At 71.1% G+C, this 13103-nt stretch carries 11 protein-coding genes; 6 read left to right on the top strand and 5 right to left on the bottom strand.

All coding sequences use genetic code 11. From position 1 onward, the window contains the following. Nucleotides 1–122 precede the first annotated feature (122 nt). Both ACWD4J_RS25515 and ACWD4J_RS25510 read left to right on the top strand, forming a co-directional pair. A complete protein-coding gene (locus ACWD4J_RS25515) occupies nucleotides 123–1757 on the top strand; it encodes an MGH1-like glycoside hydrolase domain-containing protein (RefSeq protein WP_451397750.1) in 1635 nt (544 codons plus the stop codon). Next, nucleotides 1754–3739 (top strand): amylo-alpha-1,6-glucosidase, encoded by a 1986-nt coding sequence (locus tag ACWD4J_RS25510; protein ID WP_451397749.1) that lies wholly within the window; start codon nucleotides 1754–1756, stop codon nucleotides 3737–3739. Before ACWD4J_RS25515 ends, ACWD4J_RS25510 begins: the two co-directional genes overlap by 4 nt. Nucleotides 3740–3773: 34 nt before the next feature. On the opposite strand, the gene ACWD4J_RS25505 is transcribed toward ACWD4J_RS25510, so the two are convergent. Both ACWD4J_RS25505 and dusB read right to left on the bottom strand, forming a co-directional pair. Next, nucleotides 3774–3944 carry a hypothetical protein gene (locus ACWD4J_RS25505; RefSeq protein ID WP_451397748.1) on the bottom strand — a complete coding sequence of 57 codons (171 nt, stop codon included), beginning with the start codon at nucleotides 3942–3944 and terminating at the stop codon, nucleotides 3774–3776. A 97-nt stretch (nucleotides 3945–4041) separates the two neighbouring features. Next, nucleotides 4042–5175, bottom strand: a complete 1134-nt coding sequence (gene dusB / locus ACWD4J_RS25500) for a tRNA dihydrouridine synthase DusB (RefSeq protein ID WP_451397770.1) — start codon at nucleotides 5173–5175, stop codon at nucleotides 4042–4044. A gap of 105 nt (nucleotides 5176–5280) precedes the next feature. On the opposite strand from dusB, the gene ACWD4J_RS25495 reads away from it, so the two are divergent. Next, a complete protein-coding gene (locus tag ACWD4J_RS25495; protein WP_451397747.1) occupies nucleotides 5281–6738 on the top strand; it encodes an MFS transporter in 1458 nt (485 codons plus the stop codon). On the opposite strand, the gene ACWD4J_RS25490 is transcribed toward ACWD4J_RS25495, so the two are convergent. Further along, complete coding sequence (locus tag ACWD4J_RS25490; protein WP_451397746.1) at nucleotides 6705–7733, bottom strand: helix-turn-helix transcriptional regulator; 1029 nt, start codon at nucleotides 7731–7733, stop codon at nucleotides 6705–6707. The genes ACWD4J_RS25495 and ACWD4J_RS25490 overlap by 34 nt on opposite strands. A gap of 92 nt (nucleotides 7734–7825) precedes the next feature. Here ACWD4J_RS25490 and ACWD4J_RS25485 point away from each other — a divergent pair, with 92 nt between their 5' ends. From ACWD4J_RS25485 to ACWD4J_RS25475, 3 genes are all read left to right on the top strand, one after another. After that, a complete protein-coding gene (locus tag ACWD4J_RS25485) occupies nucleotides 7826–9274 on the top strand; it encodes an MFS transporter (RefSeq protein ID WP_451397769.1) in 1449 nt (482 codons plus the stop codon). Nucleotides 9275–9382: 108 nt separating this feature from the next. Further along, nucleotides 9383–10399 carry an aldo/keto reductase gene (locus ACWD4J_RS25480; RefSeq protein WP_451397745.1) on the top strand — a complete coding sequence of 339 codons (1017 nt, stop codon included), beginning with the start codon at nucleotides 9383–9385 and terminating at the stop codon, nucleotides 10397–10399. A 24-nt stretch (nucleotides 10400–10423) separates the two neighbouring features. After that, entirely contained in the window at nucleotides 10424–11035 is a 612-nt protein-coding gene (locus tag ACWD4J_RS25475) for a TetR family transcriptional regulator (RefSeq protein ID WP_451397744.1), read from the top strand. A 24-nt stretch (nucleotides 11036–11059) separates the two neighbouring features. Here the strand turns inward: ACWD4J_RS25475 and ACWD4J_RS25470 are convergent, their stop codons facing one another. Continuing rightward, the gene (locus ACWD4J_RS25470) at nucleotides 11060–11269 is read right to left on the bottom strand and encodes a hypothetical protein (RefSeq protein ID WP_451397743.1); all 210 of its coding nucleotides are present in this window, start codon (nucleotides 11267–11269) and stop codon (nucleotides 11060–11062) included. Between the two features lie 296 nt (nucleotides 11270–11565). Continuing rightward, a complete protein-coding gene (locus tag ACWD4J_RS25465; RefSeq protein WP_451397742.1) occupies nucleotides 11566–12948 on the bottom strand; it encodes a glycine--tRNA ligase in 1383 nt (460 codons plus the stop codon). Nucleotides 12949–13103: the final 155 nt, after the last annotated feature.

The raw sequence follows: 13103 nt of genomic DNA, 5'->3' as shown, positions 1-13103 counted from the left end.
CAACCCAACCCTCTTGCGTCGAGCAACTCCACATTACATATTGGGTTTTGCGTGTTAAATAGACGTAACCCTACGGTACCCATTGCCGAACTGGTCGGCCGGACGTCTTCGGGGAGACCTGCGTGGACCGCACAACCCAGCTCACCGCCCGTCGCAGCGGGCACGCCAACATCGTGGGCACCGACGGCTCACCCCCCGTCCCCGGCCGGGGTGAGATCGCGCATACCGGAGCGATTGCATTCAATCCCCCGGACTTTGAGCGGTCACTGCACCTCAGCGCCGCCCGGGTGCTGGGGGCCAACTGGACCGGAACGTCCACCGTGCCCTCGCGCGGCCTGTATCCGCACCAGTGGTCGTGGGACTCGGCGTTCATCGCCATCGGCCTGCGCCATCTGTCGCCGCACCGCGCGCAGGTGGAGCTGGAGACGCTCCTGGACGCCCAGTGGGGTGACGGCCGCGTCCCGCACATCGTCTTCAACCCCACCGTCCCCCTGGACGCCTACTTCCCCAGCCCGGACTTCTGGCGCTCCTCCACCGCGGGCAGCCCGGCCGGCGCGCCGCGCACCGTACAGACGTCCGGCATAGTGCAGCCGCCGGTGCATGCGCTGGCCGCCTGGCTGGTGCACCGGGCGGATCCCGAGCTGTCGCGCGCCCGTTCCTTCCTCCCGCGGGTCTATCCGCGGCTCGCCGCCTGGCACCGCTATCTGCTGCACCGCCGGGATCTGGGCGGCCACGGTCTCGCGGCCGTCGTCCACCCCTGGGAGCAGGGCATGGACAACAGCCCGGCCTGGGACGCGCCCCTCGCGCGCGTGGCGCCCGCTTCCGCCCGCACCTTCCGCCGCGCGGACCTGGACCACGGCGCCGCGCAGGACCGCCCCACCGACCTGGACTACGGGCGGTACGTACGCCTGGCGGCCGACTACCGCGACGGGCGGTACGCGGACGGGGCGTGGGGGTCCCCCCGCTCGAGCGGGGGGACCCAGAGCGGGGGAGGCTTTGCGGTCGAGGACCCGGCGTTCAACGCCCTGCTGATCGCCTCCGAGCACGCGCTGGCCCGTATCGCCGGGGAGCTGGGAGCCGCCGGGACGGCTCGGCACGCGCGCGCGGAGCGGCTGACGCGCACCCTCGTGGAGCGGCTGTGGGACCCGGCCGAAGGGCTCTTCTTCTGCCGCGACCTGCGCGACCCCGCCGGCCGCGGCCGCGGCTCGCTCGTGCCTGTGCGCAGCATCGCGGGCCTGCTGCCGCTGATCCTGCCGACGCTCCCCCGGCCCGTCGCCAGGGCACTCGTGGACACCGCGCGCGGGCCGCACTTCGAGCTCGGCGGCAGCGCGCTCCTGGTGCCGAGCTACGACCTGAAGGGCCCGGCCTTCGATCCGCACCGGTACTGGCGCGGCCCCGCCTGGTTCAACACCAACTGGCTGCTGGAGCGCGGCCTGCGCCTGCACGGCGAGCGCCCGCTCGCGGCCGGGCTGCGCGCGGCGCTGCTGAGGACGGCGGCCGACTCGGACTTCGCGGAGTACGTGGATCCGTACACGGGCGAGGGGTGCGGCGCGCACGGCTTCAGCTGGACGGCCGCGCTCACCCTCGATCTGCTGCACGGCGACGCGCGCGCCAGGAGGTTCCAGCGCGACGCGCTCGGCCGGTACGACGGGGCCCGCGCGCACGACGGACTCGACCAGCACGACGGCTTCGACAAGCACGACGACTTCGGCAAGCACGACCGCTTCGACAAGGACAAGGGAGGGGACCGGCGATGACGGACCGGCATCATCTGCTCGTGCACGGCGGGACGTTCGCGGCCGTGGGCCACGGTGGCGACATCAGCGGGGTGCGCGGCAGCACCTCGCCCGACGGGCTGTTCGTGCGGGACGCCCGGCATCTCAGCCGGTGGCAGCTGACGGTCGACGGGGCCGTTCCCGACGTCCTCACACCGGTCGCGGACGGGCAGGACGCTCTGCGCGGACCGGACGGCCGGAGCGCCGTGCACGGGGCGGGCACCGCGCGCTGCGTGCTCGTGCCGCGCGGCGGCCGCCAGGAGCCGCCCGCGTACACGCTCTTCCGTGAGCAGGCCGTCGCGGACGGCTCGTTCGTCGAGGTGCTGCGCATCGCCTCCAACCGGCCCGTGCCGGCGACGGTCCGCATCGGGCTGACGGTCGACGCCGACTTCACCGACCAGTTCGAGCTGCGCTCGGACCACCGTACGTACGCGAAGACGGGCGCCGTCCGCAGCCGGCGGATCCTGGAGGACGGCGTCGAGTTCAGCTACCGGCGCGGCGAGTGGCGGTCCTGTACGACCGTCACCTCCGAGCCCGCTCCGGACGGCGTCGAGGAGACCGGAACCGGCGCGCGGCGCCTCGTCTGGACGCTGGAGCTGGAGCCGGGCGCCACGGCCGTGCTGACCCTGCGCGTCGCGGCCTGCCCGCACGGCGCCGCCGAGCCGCGCGTACCGCTCTCGCCGTCCGCCGCGGCCGCCCAGCTGGCCGATATCGAGCGGGAGTTCACGGACGGCATCGCCCTCCCCGACGACGGCTGGCCGGAGCTGGCCGCCGCCTGCGCGCAAGGCCTCTCCGACCTGGCCGTCCTCCAGGTCCCGGCGACCGGCCCGGACGGCGAGGAGCTGCGCGTACCGGCGGCGGGCGTCCCGTGGTTCCTCACCCTGCTCGGCCGTGACGCTCTGCTGACCTCGCTGTTCGCGCTCCCCTACCGTCCGCAGCTGGCCGCCGCCACGCTTCCCGCGCTGGCCGCGGTGCAGGCCACGGAGGCTTCGGCGGGCACGGTGGCGCAGCCGGGCAAGATCGTCCACGAGGTGCGCCACGGCGAGCTGGCGCACTTCGGCCAGGTGCCGTACGGCCGGTACTACGGCTCGGTCGACGCGACGCCGCTGTTCCTGGTACTCCTCGGCGCCTACGTCGAGCAGACGGGCGACGCGGCCCTGGGCCGCCGCCTCGAGCGGCACGCGCGCGCTGCGGTCGGCTGGATGCTGGACCACGGCGGCCTCACCTCGCGCGGCTATCTCGTCTACCGCGCGGACGAGGGCGGCCTCGCCAACCAGAACTGGAAGGACTCGCCGGGCGCGATCTGCACGGCGGACGGCAGCCGCGCCACAGGTCCTGTGATGGCCGCGGGCGCCCAGGGCTACGCGTACGACGCCCTGCGCCGCACCGCGCAGCTCTCCCGCACCGTCTGGGGCGACGAGGTGTACGCGGACCTGCTGGAGCAGGCCGCCGCCGACCTGCGCGACCGCTTCCAGCGCGACTTCTGGATGGCCGACCACGACTTCCCCGCGCTCGCCCTGGACGGCGACGGCCGGCACGTCGACGCCCTCGCCTCGGACGCCGGTCATCTGCTGTGGTCGGGCCTGCTCGACAAGGAGTACGGCAAACGGGTCGGCCGCCGTCTCCTGGAATCCGACTTCTTCTCCGGCTGGGGCGTCCGCACGGTCGCCGCGGGCCAGCCCGCCTACCACCCGCTCTCCTACCACCGGGGCTCGGTCTGGCCGCACGACAACGCCCTGATCGCCCTGGGCCTCGCCCGGTACGGCCTGCACGACGAGGCCCGCACCGTCGCCCACGCCCTGGTCGACGCGGCAACAGCCGACGGCCACCGCCTCCCGGAGGTCCTCGCGGGCTACGACCGCTCGACGCACCCGTCGCCGGTTCCGTACCCGCACGCGTGCGTACGGGAGTCGCGGTCGGCGGCTGCGCCGCTGGCGCTGCTCACGGCGGTGGGGGGCGCGTAGGGCCAGGGCTCGGTGGCCGATGGTCCGCAGCGCGTCAGGTCCGAGCTGAGCGCTTCTCTGCGCGCCGGTTCGCACGCCTCTTGCGATGGTGTTCGCCCCATGTGCCGAGCGTTATGGCGATGGCGGCGAACACCGCGGCCTCGATCACGTTTGCAGGCTCGTCGTCGAGGACGTGCGAGACGCCCCAGACCATGATCGTCGTCACGCCCCATGCCACGGCCCAGTCAGCCAGCTGCTTCCTAGTGGGCCGGCGCCGCCCCCCGTTCACCATGGCCAGAGGATAGGCGGGGAGTCGGGTCGCGTCAGCCCCCGGAGGTGTCAAGCTCCGCCTCTTCGCCCACCCCGGCACAGTCATAGGGGTCGGCCAGCCACCCGTCCGGCAGCGCCACCCGGTTCTTCCCCGACGTACGCCCCCGGGGCCCATCCGCCCCCGCGGGCCACTCCTGGTCGAGATCCAATTCGGAGAGCCCCGCCTCGAGATCGGCGAGCGACGAGGCGACCGCGAGGCGCCCCCGCATCTCGGAGCCGACCGAGAACCCCTTGAGGTACCAGGCGACGTGCTTGCGGAAGTCGATGACGCCGCGCGCCTCGTCGTTCAGCCACTCGCCGAGGAGCGTGGCGTGCCGCACCATGACGGCCGCCACCTCGCGGAGAGTGGGGCGGGAGAGGTCCTCGCGCCCCTCGAAGGCGGCGACCAGATCCCCGAACAGCCACGGCCGCCCGAGGCACCCGCGCCCGACGACCACGCCGTCGCACCCGGTCTCGCGCATCATCCGCAGCGCGTCGTCCGCGCACCAGATGTCGCCGTTGCCGAGGACGGGGATCTCCGGCACATGCTCCTTCAGCCGCGCGATGGAGTCCCAGTCGGCGGTGCCGCCGTAGTGCTGTGCGGTGGTGCGTCCGTGCAGGGCGATCGCGGTCACGCCCTCCTCGACGGCGATGCGCCCCGCGTCGAGGTAGGTGATGTGGTCGTCGTCGATGCCCTTGCGCATCTTCATCGTCACGGGCAGGTCGCCGGCCCCGGCGACCGCCTCGCGCAGGATGGCCCGCAGCAGGTTCCGCTTGTACGGCAGGGCCGAGCCGCCGCCCTTGCGGGTCACCTTGGGCACGGGACAGCCGAAGTTGAGGTCGATGTGGTCGGCCAGGTTCTCTTCGACGATCATGCGGACAGCCTTGCCGACGGTCGCCGGGTCCACGCCGTACAGCTGGATCGACCGCGGGTTCTCGCTCGCGTCGAAGTGGATCAGCTGCATGGTCTTCTCGTTGCGCTCGACCAGCGCCCGCGTCGTGATCATCTCGCTCACGAAAAGACCCTTGCCGCCGCTGAACTCACGACACAAGGTGCGGAACGGCGCATTCGTGATACCCGCCATGGGAGCGAGCACCACGGGCGGCTGAACCGTGTGCGGGCCGATCGAGAGCGGTGAGGCTGACATGGCGGACTGTGCGGTGGACGGCGTGGGCATTTCCTCATTGTCGCCCACACGCCCCGCACGGACGAAAGTTTTTAGTTAGGCGTACTACAGGAGTACCTTTACGGCATGCCCGAGCTCAGCCATCGCCGACGGATGCTCATCCTGACCATCTGCTGTCTGAGTCTGCTGATGGTCAGCCTCGACAACACCGTCCTGAACGTCGCCCTGCCGTCCCTGCAGAGAGACTTCGACGCAAGCGTCGCGGGCCTGCAGTGGACCATCGACGCGTACACGCTGGTGCTGGCGTCGCTGCTGATGCTCGCGGGCTCGACCGCCGACCGGATCGGCCGCCGCCGGGTCTTCCAGACCGGTCTCGTCGTCTTCACCGTCGGCTCGGCGCTCTGCTCGCTCGCGCCCAGCCTCGATCTGCTCGTCGTCTTCCGGATGGTGCAGGCCGTCGGCGGTTCGATGCTCAACCCGGTCGCCATGTCGATCATCACGAACACGTTCACCGAACCGCGCGAGCGCGCCCGTGCCATCGGCGTCTGGGGCGGTGTCGTCGGCATATCGATGGCGGCCGGACCGCTGGTCGGCGGCCTTCTGGTGGAGTCGGTCGGCTGGCGCTCCATCTTCTGGATGAACGTGCCGGTCGGCGTCGCCGCACTGCTGCTGACCGCGCGCTACGTCCCCGAGTCCCGCGCGCCGAAGCCCCGCCGCCCCGACCCCGTCGGGCAGCTGCTGGTCATCGCGCTGCTCGGCAGCCTCACGTACGCGATCATCGAGGCGCCCGCCGCGGGGCTCACGTCACCGCGCATCCTGGCCTGCGCCGCAGTCGCACTCGCCGCGCTCGTCGCACTGCTCGTCTACGAGCCGCGACGCGACGAACCCCTCATCGACCTGCGGTTCTTCCACAGCGCTCCGTTCAGCGGGGCCGTCGGCATCGCGGTGAGCGCGTTCGCCGCGCTCGGCGGCTTCCTGTTCCTGTCCACGCTCTACCTCCAGAACGTACGGGGCCTCGACGCCCTCCACGCCGGTCTGTGGATGCTGCCCATGGCCGCAATGTGCTTCGTGTGCGCCCCGCTGTCCGGGCGGCTGGTCGGCAACCGGGGGCCGCGGCTCCCACTGCTGGTCGCGGGTGTGGCGATGACGGCGAGCGGTGTTCTCTTCGCTGCCTTCGAGGCGGAGACGTCGAACTCCACGCTCGTGATCGGCTATGTCCTGTTCGGCGTCGGCTTCGGCTTCGTGAACGCGCCGATCACCAACACGGCGGTGGCCGGGATGCCGCGCGCCCAGGCCGGAGTCGCCGCCGCGGTGGCCTCGACCAGCCGGCAGATCGGTGCGACGCTCGGCGTCGCGGTGATCGGCGCGGTCCTGGCCTCGGGCGTCGCCGGTTCCGCGTACCGCGACAGCTTCGTCTCCGCTGCCCGCCCCGCATGGTGGATCATCACGGCGTGCGGCCTGGCCGTCCTCGTCCTGGGCGCCCTGACGAGCGGCACATGGGCTCGCCGTACAGCCCGGCGCACGGCAGAATGCCTGAAGACGGCGGAGACTCAGCAGGCGGCCGGGGTGCCGGGGCGCGCGTAACCGGCGCCCGGAGCTCCGTCGGCGAGCGCCAGAGCGTGCAGCTTCTCCAGCCGCTCACGCGACTCGGCGTCGGTAGGCGCGTACGTCACGAGGCGCGGGCCGGGCGACGGGCCCAGCCAGAGGTCGGTGTGGTCCAGGGTGAGCAGCCCGACGTCGGCGTTGCGGAACTGCTTGGTCTTGCTCTGTGCCCCCAGCACCTCGTGCCGCTCCCACGCCTCGCGGAACTCCGGCGACTCCGACTCCAGCCGCTTGAGCAGCATCTTCCAGGCGGGCTCGGCGAGATGCCCGGCCATCGCCGCCCGGAACTTGGCGGCCATCAGCCGCATCGTCTCGTCGAGCATCACGATCGACGACCGCCACTCCTCGTAGGTGAACGCGAGGATCAGGCTGTTGCGGTCCTCGGGCGGGATCGCGTCGAGGTTGCACAGGAGCCGCCCGTACGTGCGGTTGTACGCGAGGATGTCGTACCGGCTGTTCTGGATGCAGGCCGGCAGCGGCTCCAGCTGCTCCAGCACCTGCCGCAGCGCCGGAGTGATCGACGGGCAGGGCGTGCCGGGGGCGGGGTCGGCGGCGCCCGCCAGCTTGAAGAGGTGGGCGCGCTCGCTGCGATCCAGCAGCAGGGTGCGGGCCAGCGCGTCGAGGATCTGGGCGGAGACCTGAATGTCGCGGGCCTGTTCGAGCCAGGTGTACCAGGTGACGCCGACCGCGGAGAGCTGTGCGACCTCCTCGCGTCGCAGGCCCGGTGTGCGCCGGCGGCGCCCACGCGCAAGGCCGACCTGCTCGGGCGTGATGCGCTCGCGGCGGCTGCGCAGAAACGCGGCGAGCTCGTGCCGCCGCACCTCGGCCGCCCCCTCCGCGGGCTCCGCGACCTCTGCGAGCTCCGCGGCCCCTGCGGCCTCCACGACCTCCGTGACGGTCGCGGTCTCCATGGCCGCCACCAGGGACTCCCGCTCCCTGGCCTGCGGCGTCCTCGTCTGTGGCGTCATGGTCGTCATGCCTCCAGCGTGCCGAACCGCCGAGCCTGTTTCCAGGTACTCCTTCTACCAGGATAAAGAGACTCTGGTACCAGTCTGAGTCCGGGAGGAGGCTGACGTACGTGAGCGAATCAGGAACAACAACCCTGGCAAGCGCAGTACGCGCCCCGACCGCCGCCACACCCGCACTCGGCGGACTCGGACTCTTCACGGTGCTGCTCGGTGCGGCACTCCCCCTCATCGATTTCTTCATCGTCAACGTCGCCCTGCCGACGATCGGCCACGACCTGGCCGCGAGCGAGTCGGTACTGGAACTGGTCGTCGCCGGGTACGGCGTCTCGTACGCCGTGCTGCTGGTCCTCGGCGGGCGGCTCGGCGACATGTTCGGCCGGCGCAGGCTCTTCATCGGCGGCATGGCGGCCTTCGGCCTCACCTCGCTCGCGTGCGGCCTCGCGCCGGACGCCTGGACGCTGGTCCTGGCGCGGGCGGCACAGGGTGCCGCGGCCGCACTGATGCTGCCGCAGGTGCTGGCCACGATCCAGGCGGCCACGTCCGGGCAGCGGCGCGCACGGGCGATGAGCCTGTACGGCGCCACCGCCGGCCTGTCCATGATCGCCGGGCAGATCCTCGGCGGCGTCCTGGTCTCGGCCGACATCGCGGGCTCGGGCTGGCGGTCGGTGTTCCTGGTGAACGTCCCGGTCGTGCTGGCCGGCCTCCCGCTCGCGGCACGCGCGGTGCCGGAGACCCGCTCCCAGCGCCCGGAACCGATCGACGGACCGGGCACCGCCCTGCTGGCCGTGTCCCTGCTGACGCTTCTCGCGCCGCTCACCGAGGGGCGCGCGGCCGGGTGGCCGCTGTGGACCTGGGTGGCGCTGGCCGTGTTCCCGTTCGCGGCGTTCGCGTTCTACCGGGTGGAGCGCGGCGCGGAGCACAAGGGGCGTACGCCGCTCGTGCCGCCGAGCCTGTTCGGGCTGATGTCGCTGCGGCGCGGCCTGGTGATGATCGTGCCGTTCTCGATCGGGTTCAGCGGTTTCATGTTCGTTATCGCGGTGTCGCTGCAGCAGGGCGCGGGCGCCGACCCGGTCGCGGCCGGGCTGGCGCTGACGCCGATGGCGGTCGCCTTCTTCCTGACCTCGCTGGCGGGACCGCGGCTCGTCGCCCGGTACGGGACGCGTGTGGTCACCGCGGGCGGGCTGATCCAGGGCGTCGGCATCGCGCTGATCGTGCTCGCGGCGTGGCGGAGCTGGCCGCACCTGGGCTTCGTGGAGCTCCTGCCAGGCGCGGCGGTGGCGGGCATGGGCCAGGCGATGCAGCTACCGCTCCTCTTCCGGATCATCCTCTCCGAGGTGCCGACGGCCCGTGCGGGTGTGGGCAGCGGCGTCATGATCACCACGCAGCAGTCGGCCCTGGCGCTGGGCGTCGCGACGCTCGGCACGCTCTTCGTGTCGCTGACGCCGGGCATGGGCATGGGGGACGCGCTGATGGTGACTCTGCTGGTGCAGCTGGCGGGCGTGGCCCTGACGACGGGACTGAGTCTGCGGCTGCCGAACACGATCGGGTGACGCACGACCCGATCCCACGCATGACAGCTGACAGATATTGAAATCTGTCAGCTGTCATGCCATGGTGATGGTGTCCGGCTTTTCCATCGAAGGAGCCACGGAGCCACCATGCAAACGCGCACTCTCGGGTCCCACGGCCCCCGCACCTCCGCTCTCGGCCTCGGCTGCATGGGCATGTCCGCGCTGTACGGCGACGCGGACAGGGCCGAGTCGATCGCCACGATCCACGCCGCTCTCGAAGCGGGCGTCACCCTGCTCGACACCGGCGACTTCTACGGCATGGGCCACAACGAACTGCTGATCAACGAGGCCCTGCGCACTGCCCCCGCCTCCCTGCGCGAACAGGCCCTCACCAGCGTGAAGTTCGGCGCACTGCGCGACCCGGACGGCGGCTGGTCCGGATACGACGGCCGGCCGGCCGCGGTGAAGAACTTCGCGGCGTACTCACTGCAGCGGCTCGGCGTCGACCACATCGACATCTACCGGATCGCACGCGTCGACCCCGACGTGCCGATCGAGGAGACGGTCGGCGCCATAGGAGAGTTGGTGGAGGCGGGGCATGTGCGGCACATCGGCCTCTCGGAGGCGGGCCCCCACACCATCCGCCGGGCCGTCGCCGCGGCCCCCATCTCGGACCTCCAGATCGAGTACTCACTGATCTCCCGCGGCATCGAGGCGGAGATCCTCCCCACCGCCCGAGAACTGGGCGTCGGCATCACGGCGTACGGAGTGCTGTCCCGCGGTCTCATCTCCGGCCACTTCACCCGGGACCGGCAACTGGCCGCGAACGACTTCCGCGGGATGAGCCCCCGCTTCCAGGGCGAGAACCTGCAGCACAACCTCGACCTCGTCGACGCGCTGCAGAAGGTCGCGGAGCAGAAGGGAATATCGGTCGCCCAGACCGCGATCGCCTGGGTGCTGGCCCAGGCCGACCGGCGGGGCGCGGACATCGTGCCGCTCATCGGCGCGCGCAGCCGCGTGCGGCTGACCGAGGCGCTGGGTGCCCTGGACGTCGTCCTCGACGAGGCCGACCTGGCGGCGATCGAGGAGGCCGTGCCGGCCGGGTCCGCCGCGGGCGACCGCTATCCGGCAGCACAGATGGAACACCTCGACAGCGAGCACTGATCCCCGACCGGTACGGTCGACGCCATGGCAGCCGAGCCCCTGACCGCTGAGCGCATCCTCGAAGCGACCGAGGAGGTGCTGCGCCGCCACGGCCCGGCCAAGGCCACCGTGGTCGACGTCGCCCGCGTGCTGGGCGTCAGCCACGGCAGCGTGTACCGCCATTTCCGTACCAAGGCGGAACTGCGGGAGGCGGTGACGAAGCGCTGGCTGGACCGCACGACCGAGACACTGCAGCAGGTCGCAGAGGCCGAGGGCGAGCCGACGCCGGAGGTGCTGAGGCGGTGGCTGGCCGAACTGTTCGCGGCGAAGCGGCACAAGGCGGGCGACGACCCTGAGCTGTTCGCCACGTACGAAGTGCTGCTCGACGAGAGCAGCACCGTCGTCGAGCAGCACATCGCCGAACTCGTGGACCAGCTCACCCATATCGTCGAAGAGGGCGTCCAGCGGGGCGAGTTCACGGCCGCGGGTTCCGATGCCGCCGCGACGGCCCGAGCGGTGTTCGATGCGACGGGCCGCTTCCACGACCCGGCGTACGCGCCGGAGTGGTCGCGCCCCGGCATCGAGGACGCCTTCACGTCCGTACTGGAGCTCGTGCTGCGCGGGCTGGGCACAGACGCGCACCGTCCCGCCGGCTGACCTGGGCCTCTGCGACGACTCAGGCTACTCGGCAGCGGAGGGATCCAGCGTCGCCTGGTGCGCCTCCGCCAGATGCTCCTGCGCCTTGAGCCAGGGCAGGAACTGGGCACCCTTGCGCCAGCCACAGGTGTCACAGACGAGCGACCGCTGAACCCCCGCCCGCTGCACACGGACGATGTGCTCACGCCCGTGCTGGTCCCATCTACTGACCTTGCTGGTCGTCATCGAACCCATCGCGCCTCCCGCCCCTGGCCACGTCGCGCCCAGTGTGCCCGAACGACACGGCCCAGGGAGCACCGTTGTGGGCAATCGTTCCGCAGAGGCTCCCGTTGTGGGCAATCGTTCCTCCCCCAGCTACCGCTGGGAGGTGCCCCCAGGCGATGGGGGTACCTCCCATGCCCTTAAGGCAATGGGGGAGGGTGGGCACAACCCCACGACGGCGGGCGCCCGTCACCTGAGGCCAGCCCCGAAAACGGACGGTGCCGGGCCCCGTAACGGGAACCCGGCACCGTACAAGCCCAGCGCAGCGCCTAGCAGCCGATCAGCCGGCTGGCCAGATACCCCTCGATCTGGTCGAGAGACACCCGCTCCTGCTTCATCGAGTCACGCTCACGCACAGTCACGGCGTTGTCCTCGAGGGTGTCGAAGTCAACGGTCACACAGAACGGCGTACCGATCTCGTCCTGTCGGCGGTAGCGACGCCCGATGGCGCCGGCATCGTCGAACTCGATGTTCCAGTGCTGCCGCAGCGCCTGCGCGAGGCCCTTGGCCTTCGGGGACAGCTCCGGGTTCCGCGACAGCGGAAGCACGGCGACCTTCACCGGGGCGATGCGGTGGTCGAAGCGCATGACCGTGCGCTTCTCCATCTTGCCCTTGGCGTTGGGCGCCTCGTCCTCGTTGTAGGCGTCCAGCATGAAGGCGAGCATGGTGCGACCGACACCGGCCGCGGGCTCGATCACGAACGGCGTGTAGCGCTCGGCGGCTTCCTGGTCGAAGTACGACAGGTCCTGGCCGGAGGCCTGGGCATGCGCCGACAGGTCGTAGTCGGTGCGGTTGGCGACGCCCTCGAGCTCACCCCACTCGTTGCCGCCGAACTGGAAGCGGTACTCGATGTCAGCGGTGCGCTTGGAGTAGTGGGAGAGCTTCTCCTTGGGGTGCTCGAACCACCGCATGTTCTCCTCGCGGAGACCCAGGCCGGTGTACCAGTTCCAGCGCTGCTCCATCCAGTACTCGTGCCACTTCTCGTCCTCGCCCGGCTTGACGAAGAACTCCATCTCCATCTGCTCGAACTCGCGGGTGCGGAAGATGAAGTTGCCCGGCGTGATCTCGTTGCGGAACGACTTGCCCATCTGGGCGATGCCGAACGGCGGCTTGCGGCGGGAGGTCTGCTGGACGGCCGCGAAGTTCGTGAAGATGCCCTGCGCGGTCTCGGGACGCAGGTAGGCGATGGAGCCGCTGTCCTGCGTCGGGCCGAGGTGCGTGGACAGCAGACCCGAGAACTGCTTGGGCTCGGTGAACTGGCCCTTGTTGCCGCAGTTCGGGCAGTTGATGTCGGCGAGGCCGTTCTCGGGGAGGCGGTTGTGCTTCGCCTCGTAGGCCTCCTCCAGGTGGTCCGCGCGGTAACGCTTGTGACAGGAGGTGCACTCGGTGAGCGGGTCGGTGAACGTGGCGACGTGCCCGGAGGCCTGCCATACCTCGGTCGCCAGGATCACCGACGAGTCGATACCGACGACGTCCTCGCGCGAGGTGACCATGTAGCGCCACCACTGGCGCTTGATGTTCTCCTTCAGCTCGACGCCCAGCGGCCCGTAGTCCCAGGCGGCGCGCTGGCCGCCGTAGATCTCACTGCACGGGTAGACGAAGCCACGGCGCTTGCTGAGGCTGACGATGGTGTCGATCTTGTCGGCGGCCACGGTGCTCTCTTCATTACGACGACGACGAAGCGTTTGCCCTGAGCGAAGGCTCTGAGCATCACTTCAGGAGCGAATGCTTCAGGTTACCGGCGCTCGCACCCCCCGGATCAAATCGGTTCGCCCCTCTGCGGCCCTCAGCGCTCGCAACGTCCCTG

It is taken from the genome of Streptomyces sp. NPDC002577 (genome assembly GCF_053594815.1).
This window is presented reverse-complemented; position numbering and strand designations above follow the sequence as displayed.